Below are 21,851 nucleotides of genomic sequence, written 5' to 3'. Positions count from 1 at the left end.
TATTACGGGGAGATGTTCTTGAAATCATCTCCCCGTAAATTCATACTCAGAGCACATCTTTCAGGTGTTTGTAGTTAGATTTCACTGCATCAAATACATCTTCATATCTTCCGCTGAGAATTAGTTTTCCCATCCACAGGGCAAATCCCTTCATCTGGGCAAACTCTACTTTCGGCGGCATTGCCAGTGACTCCGGATTGGTAAATACATTTACCAACACCGGCCCCGCTGTTTCCACTGCCTGGGATAAAATGCTTTCCACCTCTTCCGGCTTACGGATGGTAAATGCCGTGAAGCCCATTGCCACAGCCACCGCTCCAAAATCTGGATTCACCATATCCGTTTGCCAATCGGGAAGTCCGGCTACTTCCATTTCAAGCTTCACCATGCCCAGCGCCCGGTTATTAAACACAATTACTTTTACCGGCAGTTGATATTGTTTAATGGTCATCAGGTCGCCCAATAACATCGTTAATCCTCCATCGCCGCACAGCGCAAACACTTCCCGGCCCGGTTGCGCCAATGCTGCGCCAATAGCCTGCGGCATGGCGTTGGCCATAGAACCATGATTAAAAGATCCCAGCAACGTGCGTTTGCCGGTGCCTTCAAGGTAGCGTGCCGTCCAAACATTCGTCATGCCGGTATCTACAGTAAAAATGGCGTCATCAGCTGCAATTTTATTGAGGGTAGAAGCCACAAACTCCGGGCTGATGGCGTTTTCCTTGCCGGTATCTTCCACATAGGTTTGCATTTTCTTTTGCACTTCCTGGTAAAACGCTACCATCTCATCCAGGAATTGCCGGTCGGTATTTTCTTTCAGCATTGGCAAAAGCGCTTTCAGTGTATCCGCGATATCCCCACACAGCCCCAACTCCAGTGCCGCCCTGCGGCCGAGCCTTTCCGGCTGGATGTCTACCTGGATAATCTTTGCCTTCTCAGGAATAAATGGTGTGTAAGGGAAATCTGTTCCCAACAGGAGCAATACATCTGCTTCATGCATACTCTTATAAGCCGATGCAAGCCCCAGCAGGCCGGTCATGCCTACTTCATTGGGGTTGTTGTACTGAATCCCCATTTTTGCCCGGAACGAGTATGCAATAGGCGCTTTTAACAACTGGGAAAGGGCTACTACTTCGTCGTGCGCTTCTACGGCGCCCAGGCCGCAATAGATCGCAATTTTCTTTGCATCTCCGAGCAAGCCGGCCAGCTGCTTTAATTCCGGAACAGAAGGACAAATAACGGGTTTAGGATGATACAGCTTCGTGGCAGTAGGAATTTCCTTTGCATCAGCGGCAGCTACATCTCCCGGTAATCCTAAAACCGCTACACCATGCTTATGCACGGCATGTTGCAAGGCGGCCTGCAACATGCGGGGAGCCTGTTCTGCAGTTGCAGCTACCTGGTTATAATGACTGCAATCATCAAACAACTTAATGGTATTGGTTTCCTGGAAATAGTCGCTTCCAAATTCATTGGTAGCACAGGTAGATGCAATGGCCACCAACGAAGCGCCCGACCGGTGTGCATCATATAAACCGTTGATCAGGTGAACGTGTCCTGGCCCGCTGCTGCCGGCACAACAGGCCAATCCATTCAATTGTGCTTCCGCACCTGCGGCATACGCGCCTACTTCTTCATGCCGTACGTGAATCCATTGGATCCGGCCATCGCGGCGCACGGCATCGTTGATATGATTTAAACTATCGCCGGTTACGGCATAAATACGCTTGATGCCGGCGGTTGCCAGCATATCTACTAATTGATCCGCTACAAGTTTTGCCATAAATAATTTGTTAGAATGAATGCCTGATAAAAACAGCTGATCTCTCACATTGTTCAGCTGTCTGCCATTCATCAAATTCCCCGCCACCGGTCACCGAAAGCCTCGGAAAATTGACTTATTTTTAGGTCATTGTCTAAATCGCTATCCGCCATGTGTATCCCTGCACCCTTACAACGCAATTGGGTATTGCTGTTCATTATCCTGATAATGACAGGCGCCTCTTCCTGTAGCCGGAAAATTACCGAAACCGGAAAAGCTTCCTATTACGCCAACTCTTTCGATGGAAAACGTACCGCAAGCGGCGAAACCTTCCACCAGCGGTCGCTTACGGCCGCACATAAAACGCTCCCTTTCGGTACACGCGTTACCGTTACTAATGTTGCCAACGGAAAAAGTGTAAAGGTCCGTATCAACGACCGGGGGCCGTTTGTACCGGGGCGGATTATTGATCTTTCACATAAAGCAGCCTCCAAAATAGGCATGCTGAATACGGGTGTTGCCAATGTGGAAGTGAAATACAAAAAGAAGAAAAAGAAATAAAAGCAGGAGTGAGGCGCCTCACTCCTGTATGTGGTAATTATCCTAATTGATGTACTCCTCCTTTACGTGCTTCATTGCCTCGCTGATCGTGCGGGCCTTCGGCAATTTCTTCAATCATTTTCTTGCAAAATGCCGGCAAATCCTTTGGTGTCCGGCTGGTAACCAACCCTTTATCGGTCACCACTTCTTCATCCACCCATAAAGCGCCTGCATTTTCAAGATCCGTTTTTAACGATGGATAAGATGTTACCTTCCGGCCATCAAGTTCATCGGTTTCAATCAATGTCCACGGACCATGACAAATGGCCGCAATAGGTTTGCTTTCGTCGAAGAAACCGGTAACAAAAGCAACTACGCGGTCGTTGGTGCGCAAACGATCCGGATTTATTACGCCTCCCGGCAATACCAGCGCATCATAGGAAGATGCCACCACATCTTTTATATCCTTGTCTACCGGGTAGTCTTTCCCCCAGTTTTTTTCCGCCCAGGCGCGAACGGTTTTCCCTTCCGGGGAAACAATATCTACTGTAGCGCCTGCATTCTTCAACGCTTCCAGGGGCTTTGTCAGTTCTACTTCTTCAAATCCATTTGCTACTAAAATAGCTACCTTCTTATCTTTTAATTGGTTTTCCATAAAATAATGTTTTATATAGTTTTTGGAAATATCCTGCCTCCGGCAGATAAATACCGCGGCAGCATACTTATCTGCCACAAAAACAATTCCCTTTGTCTTCCCTTACGCGCACAGTACTTCCCACAAGATCAGTACGTTTCTGCCCTGTATAAATTAATGCACATACCGTTGATTGTATGGGAATCTCATTCGATTGTAATTTTTTTTCCGCAAAATTGCATTTGGAAACAGATGCTGCTTTATTTGTTGACATACAATTAAGAACAATGAACAAGAAAACACTCCTCGCAGCATCGCTGGCTATTGGCTTTGCTGTTAACAACGCCTTTGCACAGGCGCGGGTGGCTGAGCTGCCTGGCTTTGCCGCCTATGCCGATCCGGTAGAAGAACATGTAGAGATCAGTGAACGCGACGGCGTTATACACTGGACGGATAACAGCAACACCGTTAATTTCTATTTTCATGTAGCCACTCCCGGCTCGCTCAAAGTATCACTATCAGCGAAAGCCGATGCTGAAAGCAAAGTATCTGTTTCGGTAAATGGTACAGAAAAAATAGTTAGCATTCCTTCCAATACTGATTTCGTAAATATTCCTGCCTTACAAACAACTATTAAAAAAGCAGGCTTCTATTGTGTATCATTAAAAGGAGTGGAGAGGAAAGGAAACGTATATGCAGATGTTAAAAATGTAACCCTTTCCGGCACGGCCGTCAAAGATATTCAGTACAACGCCAAACCCTGGCGCCGTGCGGCTTCTGTACATTTAAACTATCCTGTTCCGGAAGGTAAAAATGTAGAGTGGTTTTATGGAGAAATTAAAGTGCCGGAAGGAGAAGATAAACTGGGCACTTATTTCATGTCCTGCGGATTTCACAGGGGTTACTTTGGCATGCAGGTAAATTCTCCTACCGAAAGAAGGATTATTTTTTCCGTATGGGATGCTGGCGGGGAACCGCAGGAGCGCAGCAAAGTAAAGTATGAAGACCAGGTGGTGATGCTGGCAAAAGGAGATAGTGTGGACGCCAGCGGGTTTGGCGGCGAAGGCACCGGTGGGCATAGCCATTGGGTATACAACTGGAAAGCCGGAGATACTTATCGTTTCCTGATGCACAGTGTACCAACAGGCAATACCACTACTTACACTGCCTATTTTTATGTTCCTGAACACAAAGAGTGGAAACTGATTGCCAGCTTCAGAGCCCCTAAAGACGGGAAGTATATGGGACATCTTTATTCTTTCCTGGAAAATTTCTCTTTTGAAAATGGTCACCTCGGCCGCAAGGGATACTTCGGTAACCATTGGATCAAAACCAATACCGGCGAATGGATAGAGCTTACCAAAGCAAAATTCTCCAATGATGCCACCGCTAAAGCAAAAGACAGGCTCGACTATGGCGGGGGCTCAGAAAACGGATGGTTCTACTTATGGAACAGCGGCTTCAAACCTGCCAATGCGCAGTATGGCGATTTGTTTGAACGTCCTGCCACCGGTACTCCTCCGGTTATTGAGCTGCCCAGGTTCTAAGCTATTACACAATTCATCATATTTAATCCATGTCGCCCGGCTCTAACAATGCCGGGCGATTTCTTTTTTTTATCTCTCAAAAAACAATCTGTTACCAGGCCCAGACAATTAGTCCACATACCCCATAGGATTTAAGTTACGCATTTATTTTCAGCCTTATGCGATTCGTTTCCGGCAAAAGCCGGGGCTAAACAACTTTCGGCCAACAGGTGTAATTATTAATGTATAGCAGGTATTCTGACCGATTTTTACTTTAAATTCGGTAATCAATCCTGGTAACATCAGCAAATATGGCCTTCAAAAATAAATTGCCTATTCCCGGCGTAGTACAAGTACTAAACCCATTCAAGGTGAAGAAGCAACGCATCATGAACTTTAACCCGGCGGAAGGAGTAACCACCCGCAAGCCGGCGGCAGAGACCAAGATCACCGTTTTTGATTATAATATCAGTCTTTGTTCAGAACTGGTGCTGAATAAAATAGAAGAAACTTTCAAGTATGCAAACGCTCCGCAATTAAGCTGGATCAACATTGATGGTATCAGGAAAGAAGAGGTGCATGCCGTATGTGAACAGTTTATAATCCACCCATTACTGGAAGAAGATATTCTGAGTGTAGGGCAACGGGCAAAGATGGATGAAATCAATGACCGGATGTTTTGTTTGCTTCCAATGATTTATTTCAATAGCGAAACTTCTTCTATAGACCTGGAGCAGGTAAGTATTGTATTAGGCAGAAATTTCGTGATCTCTTTCCAGGAAGATCCCGCACGGGATGTATTTGACCCGGTGAGAGCAAAACTTTTAATAACAGGATCCAGGATCCGCAACGGTGGCGCAGATTATCTTTGTTACTCACTACTGGATGTAATTATCGATAATTATTTCATCGTGATGGATAAACTGGGGGAAAGGATTGAAATGATGGAAGACCTGGTTCAACATCAGCCCAATACCCGTACGCTGGCGCGGATTAATTATTTACGCCGCCAGGTTTTCCTGTTCAAACGGGCTATTGCGCCGGTAAGGGAACTGGTGAACGGTTTTCTGAAAAGTGAAAGCGATCTGCTGGATGATAAAGTGACCAAATACTACAAGGATGTATACGATCACATCATTCAATGTAATGATCTGGCAGATAACTACCGGGATATGGTGCTGAATTTACAGGAAATGTATCATACCCAGTTGAATCTGAAGATGAATGAAATCATGAAAGTGTTGGCGGTGGTTACTACGTTAATGGCACCGCCAACACTGCTCGCTGGTATATATGGAATGAATTTTCACAACATGCCCGAACTGGCATCTACCAACGGTTATTATTATACCCTGGGAGGCATGGGCATATTATTGGTGCTGATGATAATGATATTCCGGAAAAGAGGCTGGTTTTAGCTCTTCTTCTTATAAACGGGTACAGTAGAGCAGGGCTCTCCATACATAATACTCTTTACTACCGGGCGTAACAGGCGGGTAATTTCCGCATAGGCAATTTCTCCTACCCGTTTGTCACCACATCCTTTAATAACAATTCTTTTGTCAGCAAAAGCGGAGAGGTCAATTTCTCCCAGGTTCCTGAGGTACAACGTGTTGTGTATAAATTCAGCATCGCCGAAAGCCGCATAGGCCGCTACCGGTTCCAGGTTGGTCATTACCAGCATATAAGCCCATAAAGGAATAACGGCATCTGCAGAACATACTAACCCCACATTTTTTCCGCGGTACTGCTCCCAGTCGTGCGATTGCATAGCTGCCCGGAAATCCTTTTCTTTCAGGATGAGTCCCATAAACAGGTAATCCTTCATATCAAAAACAACAATTTCCCCCTTTGGGTAAAATTGTTCCAGATCAATGGTTTCCAATCCACTCTGCGCTACTTTATTTATGATTTCTTCCATTTTATCCCTATTTAAGAATACAAATTTACGAATATCGGCGCAGGAATAGGAATAAGGGGTGAAAGGCAGGAGGAAGGGAAATAAAAAAAGGGAAGCAGTAGTGCTTCCCTTTTTCTTATGTCAGTAAAAAATGTAGTGGTTTAGAAGAATTTACCACGGGTATCCTTCACGTCACTTTTCTTTTTCAACACTTCAAACAGTTGCTGATCCAGCATGGATTTAACACCCTGTTCGTAAGCAGCCTGTTGGGAAGCGATATCCTGAGCCGGTTGAGCAGACGGCTGGAAGCTATCTACCTTAATCACATATACACCTGCATTTCCTTCAATTGGAGCAGATACGGTTGCAGTACCCCATTTCTTATTGAAAGATGCGCCAGCAACACGTGGCTCAAAGCCCAGGGAAGCGATGAACGGAGTAGCGAAAGAAACGCCTTCCGCGTTCAGCACCGGTTGGTTGGTTGCTTTTGCTGCAGCGTCCAGCGAAGCCGGAGTTTGCAGTTTAGCCATAATCTGTTCTGCTTTCTTATGTTTCTTAACTTCAGCTTCTACCTGAGGTCTAACATCTGCAAGCGGAGCAGTACCTTCTTTACGTACATTGGTTAAAACGGCCACTACGTATTTATCATCGAAGGTAAATACTTTGCTTACATCACCTTGTTTGGATTCGTAAGCCCAGCGTACCAGTTCGCGTGATTGTCCGATGCCGGGGATCACGAAATCCATTGGACGCACATTATCAGCGATTCTTTTATTCAGCTTTTCCTGTTGTACTGTTTTTTCAAAAGCTGCAGCATTACCGCTTTTACCGGCAAAACCGCTCGCAGCACTAAATGCGTTGTTATTAGTTTCTTTGCTGGCTTCTACAGACTTACCGAGATAAGCTACCTTAATAGCCGGACCAATATTTTTCTGATCCAGTATTTCCATAACGTGGTAACCAAACTGCGTCTTCACCACTTTTACCTGTCCTTTTGAACCATCGAAAGCGAAGTCTTTGAATTCAGGAACAAATTGGGAAGATGGAGTCAGCTCATATTCACCACCGGTTTGTTTGCTACCCGGATCATCAGAAAACTGATTAACCAGTGCTTTGAAATCGGCGCCGCCTTTTACAGCCAGCTCGAGGCTATCTGCACGTTTTTTGGCAATAGAGTCCGGTAAACCACCCTGAGCGCCGGAAGCGATGAGGATGTGACGAACTTTTACGCTATCTGGCATATTCTTACGATCTACCATTTTCGCAAAAACGATCAGGTTATTATCGTAGTATGGTCCGAAAACGGTTCCTACAGGCAGATTCACGATAGAATCTTTCATAGGAACTTTCGCTTCGTTCCTGGAAATATATCCGTCGTAATATTTAATATCTGAATTACGGTTAATAAAACCGGCGATGTTATCTTTTGTAGTATCCAGTTCCAGCTTCATTGCCATGATCTGCTGGATAGCAGCAGCTGAATCGGCGGCAGAAGGGATCGCATCAAAGGATACATATTCAATTTTACGGGATTCTTCTACTTTAAACAGTTGTTTGTGATCCTGGATAAAGCGATCAAGTTCCGCGTCTGTTACTTTAATAGTGGAATCGGCAATGGTAGCATAAGGAACGCTTACATAAGATACCGTTGCTGTTTGGCTGTTATCTTTCTGTTGTTGTTCTGCCAGCCATTTTGGATAGTAGATACCTTGTTTAACAAGGGTTACATATTTCAAACGCTCCTGGTATTTGGCAATATAGCTTTCCAGCTGGTGTAAACCTTCGCGGATCTGCGGGTTACTGCCTGCCTGTGAAATAGCCTGTTGCAAAGCATTGCGGTCAAACTGGCCATCGCGGGTAAATTGTTGCACAACTACCGGGTTGGGGTTTTTACCTTTGATTTGGTCTACAACTTCTGCCTCAGTTACGTCGATACCCAATGCTTTGTATTGAGCCTGCATAATTTGTTCATTCAGAAACTCGTTCCAAACCTGTTCGCGGATATACTGACGTGTTTGTTCGTCAATATTGGGCATTTGCTGACGCGCGTTGTTTTCTGCGTCCTGAATACGACGTTGATACTCTGCTAAATCGAGATCTTCACCATTTACTTTACCCACGCTGGTATCGCGACGGGATAGAGAACTTTTGCCAAAAAAGGCATCCTGCAACAGGAAACTAACAATAGCCAGGCAAATCACTACAACGATCATGACGGCGTACTTGTCCCTGATTTTCTGAATTACTGACATATATTATATAGTCTACATTTTTAAGGATAGCAAAAATAGAATAAATAAACTGTAACTGCAAAAGAGTATTTTTTGCTCTAAAACTCAATACAGTAAAGGGTTTCAGGTGCTTATAACACTTTTGTGGACTATGTAACATTCACAGGTTTTCCACATGACGGGCTTATTAACAACCTCTTCTTTTTCAAGGGCTAAATATTTTTAAACGTTGATTACAGCAGGTATTTCGCCCAAATTAAGTGTCAAAATCTAAAAAAAGGTTATTCACAAATGTTAAAAAAGCGGATTCTCTAATCCACATAAAATTGTGAATAAAACAGGGCTAATTTAAGCCTGTATGCATTTTGACCATTTTTCATCTCCAAGAGTTTCTTTTCCACAATTGATGTGTAAAAACCCCTGTAAAACGCAAAATAAGGTGGGAAAAGGTGCCTCTGCTCACAGGTAAAACTAATTTTGTTATTGTGGTTAAATTTACCCTTAAAAATCAAAGCGTGGAAATGTGGATAGCAAATGCCTTCTTTTAACATTTTCCTAATACACAGTTGACGAAAAAGATTTTCACCAGGGAGGATATCCACGTATGTGGATGAAAGTAGGAAAAGCCAGTATTGGCGCGGAAATGGCATGTTAATTTCGTGTGGAAAGCGTAATAAAAAGGAATAACAACTACATTTGTACGTGAGCCGGAAATTAAATTTCCACATATTCACAGCCCTAATAGTAGTGGGCTTTTCTTTTAAATATTTAAAGAAGTATATAGCTATGATTATGGAAATCGCTGACGCGAAAAAAAATTTGCAACGCAACGGATTTTTGGATATATCAGTCGATCCCTCCCTGGATTTGTTTGAAGCGATAGAAAATTTGAAAAAGAAGAAAAACGCTATCGTCCTGGCGCACTATTACCAGGAACCGGATATCCAGGATATCGCAGATTACATCGGAGACAGTTTGGGACTCAGTCAGCAGGCTGCCAAAACTGATGCGGACATGATTGTTTTTGCCGGCGTACATTTTATGGCTGAAACCGCAAAAATTCTCAGTCCCCAGAAGAAAGTGCTGTTACCCGACCTGAAGGCAGGTTGTTCTTTGGCCGACAGTGCCCCTCCGGAGCTGTTTAAGAAGTTCCGGGACCGTTACCCTGACCATATCGTGATTTCGTATATCAACTGCTCTGCGGGTATCAAGGCGCTCAGTGATATCATCTGCACGAGCTCCAATGCCGAGAAAATCATCGAAAGCGTTCCCCGCAACCAGCCGATCATATTTGCCCCCGACCGGAATTTAGGGGCCTATCTGATCAAAAAAACGGGTAGAGACATGGTTTTATGGAATGGCGCCTGCATGGTACACGAGATTTTCTCCCTGGAAAAGATTACAAAGCTGAAGATTCGTCATCCCAAAGCCAAAGTGATTGCCCACCCGGAATGCGAACCGGCGGTTCTGGCCATTGCGGATTATATCGGATCCACCACAGGTTTACTGAAGTTTAGTCAAAAGGATGATGCGCAGGAATATATCGTTGTTACTGAAACCGGCATACTGCACCAGATGCAGAAAGAGAATCCCGGTAAAACATTTATTCCCGCTCCACCCAATAATGCGTGTGCTTGTAACGACTGTCCGCACATGAAATTGAATACGCTTGAAAAATTGTATTTGTGTATGGAATATGAACAGCCGGAAATTACAATGGAAGAAAGCCTGAGAATAGCCGCTAAAAAGCCAATTGAACGCATGCTGGAAATTAGTGCACAGGCTGGACTTTAATATAATTAGTTGATTTACATAGTTATTTAGATTTTACTTTTTATATATAGGAAGTTAATAGTTTACGGAAGGCCGTGAGAATTTAATATTCTCACGGCCTTCGTATTTAGGTACGAATCAATTAATTCTCAGCGCGTTATGAAGGCCGTGAGAAACTTATATCCATGACGTAACTGTACCATTCTTCGTAAAAGCCAATGCAACGCAATATTTTTTGATGTTAGAAACCCTTTGAAATTGTTTTTTAGTGCCCTGAGAATTAAAAAAAAGTAATCGGCATTGGGTAAGTGAAGGATTTAGAAGAATATTTAATTCTCAGCGCACTGATATTGGCCTGAGGATGTGATATTTCTTTTTTATCACGCAATAGCGTGCGGAATTTTCTTTCAGGGAACTCTCGGTTGTTATTTTTTAAACGCGTTGACAATTCAATATTTTCTATAATGATGTGGAAACCCCATGCTTTCCATTTTCGTTACATTCTCAAGCCTTTTATTTTTTCACAAATAATTTAACGAAAGCTTTTCTCTCCTCTTTTAGAGGCTTCTTTTCGGAGTTGTTTGGAGATCTTTATCCATCTTTTTTGGGGCAAATGGGAGCTTTCCAACTGAGCAACCATTTGATTTTTAAAGAAGGCTATGAGGATTGAATATTTCTCTTTTTACTGGGGTTACCCCGGGATTTTAAGTTTCATCCAATTCTCAGCTGACTTGTAGTTTGCTGAGAATGAAGTGTTGATTGGGTTACCCCGGATGGGCTTGATTTTATTCAATTCTCAGCGCGTTGTCAATGCGCTGAGAATTGAATATTTAACTTCGCTTTGCAGCTGTTCCTGCTTTCCTGAATTATATCGCAACTAGGCCGCACAGTAAGTGCGCTGAGAATTGAGTATTTAACTTTCCACTTTTAGAAATACGGAGAAATATTTTTCAGACGATTGTCAGCGTATAAGCAAGGCCCTGAGAATTGAATATTCAGAAAGGTTTGCGGACTTATCCTGGGATCAGATTTTTGAGCATATCTCAGCGGCTGACGAAGGCGCTGACAATTGAATTTTTTTATTTTTCCCGGAGACAATCCTGTTTTTCTTGAGCGGCTGGATGCTCAGGTCACTGGGTATGCGCTGAGAATCGGACATTTTTTGCTATGCCGGATAAATGTATGCTTGTGTTTAATTGTAAGCGCTTTGCCAGGGCGCTGAGATTTACATTTTCTTAGATTCTGTGGGGGAGTGCTGGAAAAATTCAGAGGAATCCATTCTTAATGCATTCAAATTTCTAGGTTTTAAGATGGAATTTATTGGAAAAGTGAATGCCGGAAGAGGGCCTTTATTAAAAATTTGGTGAAAAAATTGAGAAAAAAAGAAAAATTTGTTAACAAATCGGGGTAAAAAGCACCAAATGATGCTCCTGGAAATATGAAGAAAGATGGTTTGGAAGATTTGTTGATAAGTGAGGTGATCCGGTCAAAATTTCTTTTGAAAAGACTAAAAATCCCGGAAGTATGTGGAAAAATGAGGTTAAAAGTGTGTTTTTTCCGAAAAAACGCTCTTTTTTATAAAATTTTCTTGGTTTTTGGGGATAAAAAAATAGAGGAAAACTAAATTTCCTCTACCCAAATATGATCTGCTTCTGTTTTTCTAAGTGACAAGTTATAGCCGGCCACCATAATTGAAATTGGATCTCCTAAGGGAGCAATTTTTTCAATTTTTACTGTTTCACCTGGTACGCAGCCCATTTCCATCAGTTTAATATGAAGATCGTCTTTCGCAAATTCTATAATTACCGCACTTTTTCCTGTTGAGAGGGACGATAGTTTTATAATGCCTTTTTTCATTTCCTGCTTGTTAATCTGTTTAAACTTTGTACCAGCACAATGGGGATGCATACTTATGAATGATAAGCAAAGTTACCTCTGTATAGCCAATATGCAAAAAGAAAGGTCATCCAATCCAAAATTTCACTTTACTTTTACATCCACATAAATTTTTTGATTATAGATGGCTATTCAGTTTACATCGCATGAGGTGAAGGATTATTTAAAGGAAAAGAGGAAGTTGAAATCGTTTCTAAGTGATCTTTTCTCCGCAGAAGGGCAGGGTTTACGGAGTTTACATTATGTTTTCTGTTCGGATGCTTACCTCCTGGAGATTAACAAGCAGTTTTTGCAACACGACACGTATACGGATATCGTAACTTTTGAGATGGGAGAGGATCCGGCCATTACGGAGGGTGAAATATATATTAGCGTGGATAGGGTGTTGGAGAATGCAGACAAGTTTGAGGTGCCTGTAGCACAGGAACTGCACAGGGTTATTTTTCACGGCGCGTTGCATTTATGCGGTTTCAAAGACAAAAGTAAAAAGGATGCCGCCCTGATGAGAAGTAAGGAAGATGAATACCTGGTAAAGTATTTTGGTAATAAAATAGTCTGAGGATGTTCCACGTGGAACATTTCTTATTTAGGAATAGTTGATCTAAAAGACCAGGTGATTACAGGTTGAATTTATATCCTGGATACACTATTGTTACTTCTCGGATACTTCTCACATACTTGTCCGATACTTAGGACTCGTATATGCGTTGTACTCCCTATACTGTCCCTATATAGTTCCTATACAGTCCCCATACTCTCACAATACACTTACCATACAGTCCCTATACACTCCCCATACACTCACAATACACTCACAATACACTTGGCATACACTCCCCATACACTATGCCCCTCATGAAAACGGGTAATTTGGGTGTAAGGTGGTGGGAAGCCCAAAATTATGTAACCATTGTTTGGGTATTCGAAAGAATTTAATCATCTCTCGACAGAGACCTGTTTTATAGTACATATCAGGTTTTAGGACCTTATTATCCCGAGGAATATATTGGGAGCATCTCTAATGAAAGAGATTTAAAAGGTAAGAACTTATTTTTGGGTATAGATGTTCCACGTGGAACATTTATACCATTTTTTGGATGGTATTTTTCCTGGACTGCCTTTGAATATTTTTCCTGTTTAACGAGGATTGGCTGTTTTTAATCTTGTAGCAGTTTATTGCGCACGCCGATACGCGTGTTGATCCTGTATGATTAGATAATCTTTAATTGATGGTAACAAAGCTCAATCTTTATTTTCTATCAGGTGGTTAACAAAGGGGATTTGTTTGTGCAATTAAGGGGAATAACCTTTTTAGAGGATATCCCTTGAAAGAGATACGACAAGATTGATTTCCTCTACAGCATGGTTACAAAAACACTTCTGTTTCGAAGTAGGTGTAACTGCATTTTCTTTCACCCCGTCTCTATATCTAACCTTGAGGCATCTGATAATCTGTTTTCCATATAGATTTAGTTTGGAGAAGATACACATGGCTCTTTAGAAGGTAGAGAATGCTTATGCAGTGTCCTCCTGGTTTGTCCTTCCTGATGCGCTAAATATTTATACCCGCGAAATAGCTGTGTTTGGGATTTGATTGGTATTTACCTGCTTTTATGTTAGGGTACTACAAATGAGAAGGGGAGCTGCCATATGTGTATTTAGGGACGACTTAATTAAACGGGTTCCTGGATTAAGGAAACCAGCATTAAAGAAATAGAAATTAACTGGTATTAATAGAGTTTTATAAGAAGTTGTTTTCCGCGTGGAAGAGAATCGATGAATAGTGTGTTATACTCGGAAGAATAAAAAGAGTTGAATGGTATTTATGGCTTTTAGATAGCGTCTCTTTATGAAGACAAGGAATTAAGCTTAGGGGGCAGTTTCCGGAGCGCCACCAAACAATATCGAGTACTTGTAATGAAGAAACGTAGATGTATATAAAAAGGGAAGATGACGATCTTCAAAAGAACCGCCTTCTTGTGTGACCTGAATTATTTTTATTTGGAGAGTCTTGGTCAGAAATGAAAGGCATCAGCATGGCGATTTATTTACTTCTGTGAATGGAAGTGCTTGAGGAAAATTGCTTGAAGGAAGAGATTAAGAAGGGAACGGATGAGCAATGAATGAATCAGATTTACCAACTTGTTTTCCGGTGTTTAATGTGAGTTTTGAGAAGGCTTGGCTCATATGCTGCTGGCTTTTTGATTTCAAGAAAGCCTTTATGTCAGGGGAGGCATCAGGGGATTAGACTTTTGTCCGGATAGTTTATAATAAATGTTCCACGTGGAACACCCTTTCTCCAGTGAACAGTATATACGATCATTGTAAAGGCGAGCCTCTTAATTCTTCCTTATCAATGTTCCACGTGGAACATTCCACATTGGCAACCACATTCTCCTTACTTCTACGTAATTTTGCACTTTCTAAAGTTATTATGTTTCCATCATACGATATAATTGTTGTAGGCGCAGGACATGCAGGTTGCGAGGCCGCTGCCGCTGCTGCCAATATGGGGTCCAAAGTTTTATTGGTAACCATGAATATGCAAACCATAGCTCAAATGAGCTGTAACCCTGCTATGGGTGGTATTGCCAAAGGACAAATTGTAAGAGAGATAGATGCCCTCGGAGGATATTCCGGAATAGTAACGGATCAATCTATGATCCAGTTCCGTATGCTCAACCGTTCAAAAGGTCCTGCAATGTGGAGCCCCCGCACACAGAATGACCGCATGCTTTTCGCTGCAAAATGGAGGGAAGCACTGGAAAAAACACCGAATGTTGACTTTTACCAGGATATGGTAAAGGGCCTTTTAGTGAAGGATGGAAGATGCCACGGTGTTATCACCGGATTAGGGCATGAAATTCAGGCGAAGGCGGTGGTACTCACGAACGGAACATTCCTCAACGGGGTAATTCATATCGGGGACAAACAATTTGGCGGTGGCAGGGTAGCAGAGAAAGCGGCTACCGGTATTACAGAACAACTCGTTTCCCTGGGTTTTGAAAGCGATCGTTTAAAGACAGGTACCCCTCCACGTATTGATGGAAGGAGTCTCGATTATTCCAAAATGGAAGAACAGAAGGGGGATGAAGAAATTGTAGGATTCTCTTACCTGGATGTCGAAAAAATTAAACCGGCGCAACAAAGAAGTTGCTGGATCACTTACACCAGCGATGCCGTACACGAAATGCTGCGTACAGGTTTCGACAGATCACCTATGTTCCAGGGACGTATTCAGGGAACAGGACCCCGGTACTGTCCAAGCATTGAAGATAAAATAAACCGCTTCGCGGAAAGGGAACGCCACCAGTTATTTGTAGAACCGGAAGGTTGGGATACCGTGGAAATATATGTAAACGGGTTCTCTACCTCTTTACCGGAAGATGTGCAAATGAAAGCACTTCGCCTGGTACCAGGGTTTGAAAACTGCCGGATGTTCCGTCCGGGATATGCCATTGAATACGATTTCTTTCCGCCAACACAGCTCCAGTTTTCCCTGGAAACAAAGCATGTTCAAAACCTCTTCTTTGCAGGCCAGATTAACGGCACTACCGGATATGAGGAAGCTGCATGCCAGGGTATTATGGCGGGCATAAATGCACACCTGAAGGCCGGGGAAGAGGCGCCTTTTGTATTGAAAAGGAGTGAAGCATATATTGGAGTGCTGATCGATGACCTGATCAATAAGGGTACCGAAGAGCCGTACCGTATGTTTACCTCCAGGGCAGAATTCAGAACCCTGTTACGCCAGGACAATGCCGACCTCCGCTTAACGGAAAGGAGCTATAAAATGGGACTGGCGTCTGAAGAAAGGATGCAGAAAGTGCAGGAAAAAAGACAAGGAGTTGAACAGATAAAACGTATCCTGAAAGAATTATCAGTAGAGCCGGATGAAATCAGCGGACTACTGGCTGAGAAATCTTCTGCTCCGTTAACGCAGAAACAAAAAGCACATCAGATTTTGTTGCGCCCCGGACTCGACATTTTTGCTATGAAAGACCAGGTGGAAAAAATCGGACAGGCACTCTCCGGATTTAGTAAGGATATTCTGGAACAGGCAGAAATCCAGATTAAGTATGATGTATACATTGAAAAAGAAAATGAACTGGTTCAGAAAATGAGCCAATTGGAAGATCTCGTAATACCTTCCAATTTCGATTATGCTAAACTGGTTTCCTTGTCAAATGAAGCAAGACAGAAATTTAATAAAATCCGTCCGCATACTTTAGGACAGGCAAGTCGTATAAGTGGAGTTAATCCAAGTGATGTACAAATCCTGATGGTTTATATGGGACGATAAAAATAAAAAGTTTTATAAAAGCGGGTAACGTTGTTTTTTACAATCTACCCGCTTTTTTATTTTTAACGGGCACAAACAGAAAAAAATGGCAAAAATGCCGCAAAATCGACCTACAGAAATGGGGTAAATTTTAATTATCTCTAATGAGGTGGATCTAAGTGTTGAAAAAGGGTAAGAGGGGATAAAAGGGGCTAAAAACGCATATTTTTTAAGGAAAAGTTTATTTTTGTAGCGAAAGCAACCTTTTTTGATTGCCAAGCGTATCTATCTTCAGTTTGGAGTTTTATTTAAACAATCATTTCCTGATAAGAAAATTATAACGCACCTAATACCAAAAAAGCAGGCAAGAATATTTTTGTGCATGAGCTGAATAATATTAATGAACTGATTGCTGGTTGCTGCAGAAAAGAACGCAGCAGTCAGGAAGCGTTATACCGGAACTTTTTCGGATATGGACTCAGCATTTGTTTGCGATATGCACAAAACAGGGATGAGGCAGTTGAAATCATGAATGACGGATTCCTTAAAATATTCCAACACATTGAAACATTTGATACCTCCCGGCCATTTAAAACATGGCTGGCAAAAATTATGGTAAATACTGCCATCGATTTTTTAAGAGGTAAAAAGAAACTGGTTTTTACGGATGATATCAACCAGGTACCAGAACCCGGAACAGATGAAAAAATAATTGATAAACTATCCTATGATGAATTGCTGAAGCATGTTCAGGCTTTGCCTCCGGCTTACAGAACTGTTTTCAATCTGTATGTGATGGAGGGCTTCCAACACCAGGAAATAGCAGGTATGTTGCGAATCTCAGAAGGAACTTCCAAATCAAATTTATTCAAAGCAAAGAAAATACTGAAAGACAGAATTATTAAAGCATCCATGAGTACTACTGATGGAATAGACATAAATATGCCCTTATACAAAAATGAATGACGCGTTTGAAAATAGTATCCGTAACAAGCTAAATGAAGCTGATATTCCTTTTGACCAGGATGCCTGGAAAAAAATGGAATCAAAGCTGGATGCAGGCGATAATAATAAACGCCCGGCCGGCTGGTGGTGGCTGTTATTATTGCCCGTTCTGGGCGGCTTAGGCTGGTGGATCATGCAACCATCAGCTACGGATAAAGCTGTTTCACGTGCAACAGTAGCTTCCCCACAACAACAGGACTCCGTTATAACAAACGGACAGCGCATGGCCACTCCGGATAGTAATGCGGCTCATTTAAGGGAAATAACTGCGCCAACTAAAACACATCAGGGAAGTAATTCATCGTTAGAAAAACAACAGCCTGATGCGAATACCGCAACAGGAAATTCCTCCCAACAGCAAACGGTATCCCCATCAGGAATCCATCTGCCAAAAACAAATGCGGCAACCGTAAACACCGGCCGCCAGCAAACCTCTTCGCCTGCAGATACCTATCTGCCGAAGGCAAATAAAACAACAGATCAATATATACCGGAAAAAAGAACGATACCAGATATTCCTGTTGAATCAGGAAAAACAACGGGCAATGATAATGGTGATGAGTCTACTATAAAATACTCCGTTTTCGATTTGCTGAAAACAAAAAACGCTAATAACTATAACGTATATACGAAAATAGGAATACCCCGCGAAATACCTATAAACAATGAGATACAGCCGGATCAGGAAAAAAAAGTTGCACGACGAAAGATTAACTCAAAAGGACTTTATGTCGGTGTAACATTCGGACCAGATCTGAATATTGCGCCTTCGTTTAATTATGGAAAGATCGGTTTTAATGCCGGCGTACTGGCGCACTATTATTTTAACAAGCACTGGTTTGTTACAAGTGGAGTAGTATACAGTAAAAAATTATACGGCGCTACGAGCAGCGATTATAGAAATCCCAACTACACCAATCCGTATGATCTTGTGAAAGTAAATGCGAATTGTGACGTGCTCGATATACCCGTGAATATAAATTATACCTTCTTACAGGTAAAAAATAATACGGTGAGCGCCACACTCGGTATTTCCAACTATATTATGCTGAAAGAAAAATATCAGTATATCTACAAATACACTCCTGAAAAGGAAAGAACAGTAGAAAATGAAAATCAGCATTATCTCGCCATCCTGAATGTAGGCGCCCTTTACCAGCATCCCGCCGGAAGAAGATTAATTGTTGGAGTACAGCCATATGCAAAAATTCCCCTGCATGGGGTAGGATTGGGACAGGTGAAACTGTACTCTGCCGGTTTATCGCTGCAGTTAAACCTGGTAGGAAAAAAACGCTGATCAATCCTGTAAACAAACATTCTTCTGCTTTGTTATCTTCCTGATACAATGCCTGCTGCTTTATGTGGCACGGCATTTTCTGCTTTCGTATTTAATAAAAGGTTTGATTATGAGCAACAAGAAAAATAAAACCAACAAGGAAGACCAACAACTGCCAAAAAAAGAGGAAGATCAATTTCCGGGATACCCGGAATACCCTGCCAGCGAAGATATCATGAATAAAAAGAACCGGGATAAAGAAGTAGACCTGGATATCAACGAGGTAACCGGCTCTTTCCGCAGAAACAGTGAATTGCCACCGGATAAAAAGAGGTCCAGGGAAAACGATGAACAGGAAGAAACCTGGCGCCAGGATAAAGTAGGAGATGACCTCGATATTCCCGGTGCAGAACTGGACGATGAAGCAGAAGCCATTGGGGAGGAAGATGAGGAAAACAATATTTACAGCATAGGAGGCGACAGACACGAAGATCTGGAAGAAGACAACGGAGAGTTCCTCGACCTGGAAGAAGACAAGGATTAGGGCTTATAACAATGGTGTAAGAAGACGACACACTGCGTCCATAAACCGTTTTATAACATTGCGCCTGTTCCAGCGGGTTTCCTGTACAGGAACGGAATATAAAAGGTCTTCTTCAAACACTTTATTAAGCCGGGTAGCCACCTCATTATCATAGATCAGAGCGCCTATTTCACAATTCAGGTAAAAGCTGCGGTTGTCGAAATTAACGGAGCTTACCCATGCAAGATTATCGTCTATTACCATCGTTTTAGCATGAATAAAACCACGGGTATAGAAGAATATTCTTACACCCGCAGCCAGCAATGGTTTCAGGTAGGAGAGGGCAGCATGTTGTACAATATAGGAATCACCTTTGAGCGGTAATATCAGCTGTACGTCTTTCCCGGCGAGGGAAGCCATTTGCAGCGCCGTGAGCAGTTCTTCTGTGGGAATAAAATAAGGGTTAGTGATCCGGATCCTTCTCTTGGCAATGTTAATAGCCATGAGAATACTTTGCATGGCAACAGGCCATTCTGAATCGGGACCACTGGCAACAATATCCACAAAACAGGTACCCGTGAGATCAGACCGGTGAAAGAACGGCTCTGCAAAAGGGAATACTTCTTTACTGCAATAACGGTAACTCATCAGAAACTGCAACTGCAGGATGTTCACGGCATCGCCTTCAATTTTCAGATGGGTATCCCGCCAAAAAACAGGATGCTTGCCGTTGTTGATGTATCGTTCATCGAGATTGATGCCACCGACAAAACCAATCCTGCCGTCTATCACAATAATTTTGCGGTGATTTCTATAATTGGCGTTCAGATAAAAATCTACCAGTACGGGGGAAAAAGGGTATACGCTGGCGCCATGTGCTTTTAAGCGATCAGGAATATCCCCGATCCGGTCGCTGCCCATATCATCATACAGAAAGCGCACCTGTACACCCTGGTTTAGTTTTTCTATCAGGATGTCTGTCACTTCATTACCCACATCATCCGCTGAAATCATGTAGTATTCGATATGAATATGGTGTTTCGCGGCACGCAGCGCACTGAAAACGGCCGGGAATTTTTCTTCTCCGTTAATCAGTAGTTGTACGCGGTTATTTTTACTCAGGATCGACTGCCTGGTATTGAGCAGCATGGCAGAAATCTCCTGTTTATTTCCTGCCAGTCGGCGTAACTCCACCTGCATTTGTTCTATCAGCGGTTTCTGGGACTCCCAGTACCTGGAAAATAACACCTCATCTTTACTGCCTTTCAGGGTAAACCGTCTTCTTTTGCGCAGATCACGTCCCAGGTAGTAGTAAACAATCAAACCAACCACCGGAATAAACACCAGCACCAGGATGTAACCGATAGCCTTTACGGGGTTGCGGTTTTCCAGCAGAATAGTGGCAATCAAACCAATGAAAATAAGGATCAGTAAGACAATACTGCCTATTTTGATATAAATATGCCATTCAGCACCTGTTAGATAACCGATCAGTGTTGTCACCAGTAAAAGTTATTTAAGCTGTAAAACAAGGTATTAATATTAACATGTTTCCGTTAAAATAGTTACGGGCCGCTTTTTTATCAGCATTGGTAAATGAATCAGTATACCGACTGTTGCATTTAACAAAGAGAAAGCCGTCATCCAGCTATTTTCCCGGGAGAACCCACCGAGGAATAACCAAACCAGGAAATACACGTGGAACCATAATGGAACAATCCACGCTGCCAGCGGAAAATAATGATCGCTGATTTTATTTCTCCTGGCAAAGCCTGTTACTACCATTAACGCCAGTAATATTATTAATGCAATAAGCCGGTGCATGCTGCTGATGCCAAATGTCTGCTTCAATAAATCGGCCAATGGGAACAAGGATACCCACAGGGCGGCCTGTGAAAGGATAATGGAAAGTAAAGGCAACACGGCTTTCCATAGCCGGGTAACCGCCACTTTTTCCAGCAACCGGCCAAAAAGCGAATAAAAAAATACTACCAGCAGCCAGCCATAGAAATTAGCGTATGGCACGCCAAACCACTGCCCCGTAAGTGTTTCGGAAGGGTACCCCCTGCCCACCCAATCCCAATGCCACATATGCAGGCGATACGCCACTACATCCATACTTCCGTCGATGTTCAAAGCCAGCAGGCTATCTAATGCAGCAGCGGCCCATAGCGGCAGCCCGAAATTATCTGTAAATAAACGCGACGAATAAATGATGACTGCCCAGCCACAGCCAATACAAAACGGAATATTATGAGGCGCCTTACCCAGCATAAGCCAGAACTGCCCGTATACATAACCACTGCTGGTGGCTACGTTCACATATTCCAGGAGCAATCCGAAACATAATGCCCCCAGCAACCATGCAATGTTCGCTGTACCTTTTTTAAGGGCATGCCAGCCACAAATAAGCAGCAGGGCGTACATACAGATCTCTGTTAGCGGAAAGCAGTATCCGGGTGCGGCACCGTAAGGCATATTAGCAAAAGGAAGCATATCCCTG

Annotated in this window: 16 protein-coding genes; 9 read left to right on the top strand and 7 right to left on the bottom strand. The window is 42.8% G+C overall.

The features are described 5' to 3' along the window. Window positions 1–46 precede the first annotated feature (46 nt). Entirely contained in the window at window positions 47–1,783 is a 1,737-nt protein-coding gene (locus tag B5Z18_RS21180) for a thiamine pyrophosphate-dependent enzyme (RefSeq protein WP_079471784.1), read from the bottom strand. Window positions 1,784–1,933: 150 nt separating this feature from the next. Between B5Z18_RS21180 and B5Z18_RS21175 the strand changes: the two genes are divergently transcribed. Then, entirely contained in the window at window positions 1,934–2,323 is a 390-nt protein-coding gene (locus tag B5Z18_RS21175) for a septal ring lytic transglycosylase RlpA family protein (protein ID WP_227024447.1), read from the top strand. 37 nt (window positions 2,324–2,360) lie between these two features. Here the strand turns inward: B5Z18_RS21175 and B5Z18_RS21170 are convergent, their stop codons facing one another. Continuing rightward, window positions 2,361–2,957, bottom strand: coding sequence for a type 1 glutamine amidotransferase domain-containing protein (locus B5Z18_RS21170; protein WP_079471782.1), 597 nt, complete (start codon window positions 2,955–2,957; stop codon window positions 2,361–2,363). A 266-nt stretch (window positions 2,958–3,223) separates the two neighbouring features. Between B5Z18_RS21170 and B5Z18_RS21165 the strand changes: the two genes are divergently transcribed. Then, window positions 3,224–4,483, top strand: coding sequence for a DUF3472 domain-containing protein (locus tag B5Z18_RS21165; RefSeq protein ID WP_159454380.1), 1,260 nt, complete (start codon window positions 3,224–3,226; stop codon window positions 4,481–4,483). A 290-nt stretch (window positions 4,484–4,773) separates the two neighbouring features. Beyond that, window positions 4,774–5,880 (top strand): magnesium/cobalt transporter CorA, encoded by a 1,107-nt coding sequence (gene corA / locus B5Z18_RS21160; RefSeq protein WP_079471492.1) that lies wholly within the window; start codon window positions 4,774–4,776, stop codon window positions 5,878–5,880. Here the strand turns inward: corA and B5Z18_RS21155 are convergent. Together B5Z18_RS21155 and B5Z18_RS21150 are read right to left on the bottom strand one after the other, a co-directional pair. Next, complete coding sequence (locus B5Z18_RS21155) at window positions 5,877–6,383, bottom strand: DUF2480 family protein (RefSeq protein WP_079471491.1); 507 nt, start codon at window positions 6,381–6,383, stop codon at window positions 5,877–5,879. The two genes, corA and B5Z18_RS21155, sit on opposite strands and share 4 nt — an antisense overlap. Before the next feature lie 140 nt (window positions 6,384–6,523). Continuing rightward, a complete protein-coding gene (locus tag B5Z18_RS21150) occupies window positions 6,524–8,614 on the bottom strand; it encodes a peptidylprolyl isomerase (RefSeq protein WP_079471490.1) in 2,091 nt (696 codons plus the stop codon). Window positions 8,615–9,430: 816 nt separating this feature from the next. Here B5Z18_RS21150 and nadA point away from each other — a divergent pair. Next, the gene (gene nadA / locus B5Z18_RS21140; RefSeq protein WP_235015974.1) at window positions 9,431–10,387 is read left to right on the top strand and encodes a quinolinate synthase NadA; all 957 of its coding nucleotides are present in this window, start codon (window positions 9,431–9,433) and stop codon (window positions 10,385–10,387) included. 1,599 nt (window positions 10,388–11,986) lie between these two features. On the opposite strand, the gene B5Z18_RS21130 is transcribed toward nadA, so the two are convergent. Continuing rightward, entirely contained in the window at window positions 11,987–12,223 is a 237-nt protein-coding gene (locus tag B5Z18_RS21130) for a FeoA family protein (RefSeq protein ID WP_079471780.1), read from the bottom strand. 163 nt (window positions 12,224–12,386) lie between these two features. Here B5Z18_RS21130 and ybeY point away from each other — a divergent pair, with 163 nt between their 5' ends. From ybeY to B5Z18_RS21105, 5 genes are all read left to right on the top strand, one after another. Continuing rightward, the gene (gene ybeY / locus B5Z18_RS21125; protein ID WP_079471487.1) at window positions 12,387–12,821 is read left to right on the top strand and encodes an rRNA maturation RNase YbeY; all 435 of its coding nucleotides are present in this window, start codon (window positions 12,387–12,389) and stop codon (window positions 12,819–12,821) included. Between the two features lie 1,875 nt (window positions 12,822–14,696). Next, window positions 14,697–16,565 (top strand): tRNA uridine-5-carboxymethylaminomethyl(34) synthesis enzyme MnmG, encoded by a 1,869-nt coding sequence (gene mnmG / locus B5Z18_RS21120; RefSeq protein ID WP_079471486.1) that lies wholly within the window; start codon window positions 14,697–14,699, stop codon window positions 16,563–16,565. Window positions 16,566–16,922: 357 nt separating this feature from the next. Continuing rightward, window positions 16,923–17,510: an RNA polymerase sigma factor gene (locus tag B5Z18_RS21115; RefSeq protein WP_079471485.1), complete on the top strand. Its 588-nt coding sequence runs from the start codon at window positions 16,923–16,925 to the stop codon at window positions 17,508–17,510. Continuing rightward, complete coding sequence (locus tag B5Z18_RS21110; RefSeq protein ID WP_079471484.1) at window positions 17,503–18,846, top strand: outer membrane beta-barrel protein; 1,344 nt, start codon at window positions 17,503–17,505, stop codon at window positions 18,844–18,846. Before B5Z18_RS21115 ends, B5Z18_RS21110 begins: the two co-directional genes overlap by 8 nt. Window positions 18,847–18,955: 109 nt before the next feature. Next, window positions 18,956–19,369: a hypothetical protein gene (locus tag B5Z18_RS21105; protein WP_079471483.1), complete on the top strand. Its 414-nt coding sequence runs from the start codon at window positions 18,956–18,958 to the stop codon at window positions 19,367–19,369. A gap of 3 nt (window positions 19,370–19,372) precedes the next feature. Here the strand turns inward: B5Z18_RS21105 and cls are convergent, their stop codons facing one another. Both cls and B5Z18_RS21095 read right to left on the bottom strand, forming a co-directional pair. Continuing rightward, window positions 19,373–20,851, bottom strand: coding sequence for a cardiolipin synthase (gene cls, locus B5Z18_RS21100; protein WP_159454379.1), 1,479 nt, complete (start codon window positions 20,849–20,851; stop codon window positions 19,373–19,375). A 39-nt stretch (window positions 20,852–20,890) separates the two neighbouring features. Then, window positions 20,891–21,844 (bottom strand): carotenoid biosynthesis protein, encoded by a 954-nt coding sequence (locus tag B5Z18_RS21095; RefSeq protein WP_079471481.1) that lies wholly within the window; start codon window positions 21,842–21,844, stop codon window positions 20,891–20,893. Between the last annotated feature and the right edge of the window lie 7 nt (window positions 21,845–21,851).

This window comes from Chitinophaga ginsengisegetis (assembly GCF_900168065.1).
Taxonomy (GTDB): domain Bacteria; phylum Bacteroidota; class Bacteroidia; order Chitinophagales; family Chitinophagaceae; genus Chitinophaga; species Chitinophaga ginsengisegetis.
This window is presented reverse-complemented; position numbering and strand designations above follow the sequence as displayed.

What these genes read in the sequence shown, in the direction of transcription:
- B5Z18_RS21170 (WP_079471782.1), bottom strand. Translation starts at nt 2,957, where the DNA reads ATGGAAAACCAATTAAAAGATAAGAAGGTAGCTATTTTAGTAGCAAAT.
- corA (WP_079471492.1), top strand. Translation starts at nt 4,774, where the DNA reads ATGGCCTTCAAAAATAAATTGCCTATTCCCGGCGTAGTACAAGTACTA.
- B5Z18_RS21180 (WP_079471784.1), bottom strand. Translation starts at nt 1,783, where the DNA reads ATGGCAAAACTTGTAGCGGATCAATTAGTAGATATGCTGGCAACCGCC.
- B5Z18_RS21175 (WP_227024447.1), top strand. Translation starts at nt 1,934, where the DNA reads ATGTGTATCCCTGCACCCTTACAACGCAATTGGGTATTGCTGTTCATT.
- B5Z18_RS21105 (WP_079471483.1), top strand. Translation starts at nt 18,956, where the DNA reads ATGAGCAACAAGAAAAATAAAACCAACAAGGAAGACCAACAACTGCCA.
- B5Z18_RS21130 (WP_079471780.1), bottom strand. Translation starts at nt 12,223, where the DNA reads ATGAAAAAAGGCATTATAAAACTATCGTCCCTCTCAACAGGAAAAAGT.
- B5Z18_RS21095 (WP_079471481.1), bottom strand. Translation starts at nt 21,844, where the DNA reads ATGCTTCCTTTTGCTAATATGCCTTACGGTGCCGCACCCGGATACTGC.
- B5Z18_RS21110 (WP_079471484.1), top strand. Translation starts at nt 17,503, where the DNA reads ATGAATGACGCGTTTGAAAATAGTATCCGTAACAAGCTAAATGAAGCT.
- mnmG (WP_079471486.1), top strand. Translation starts at nt 14,697, where the DNA reads ATGTTTCCATCATACGATATAATTGTTGTAGGCGCAGGACATGCAGGT.
- B5Z18_RS21165 (WP_159454380.1), top strand. Translation starts at nt 3,224, where the DNA reads ATGAACAAGAAAACACTCCTCGCAGCATCGCTGGCTATTGGCTTTGCT.
- B5Z18_RS21155 (WP_079471491.1), bottom strand. Translation starts at nt 6,383, where the DNA reads ATGGAAGAAATCATAAATAAAGTAGCGCAGAGTGGATTGGAAACCATT.
- ybeY (WP_079471487.1), top strand. Translation starts at nt 12,387, where the DNA reads ATGGCTATTCAGTTTACATCGCATGAGGTGAAGGATTATTTAAAGGAA.
- B5Z18_RS21150 (WP_079471490.1), bottom strand. Translation starts at nt 8,614, where the DNA reads ATGTCAGTAATTCAGAAAATCAGGGACAAGTACGCCGTCATGATCGTT.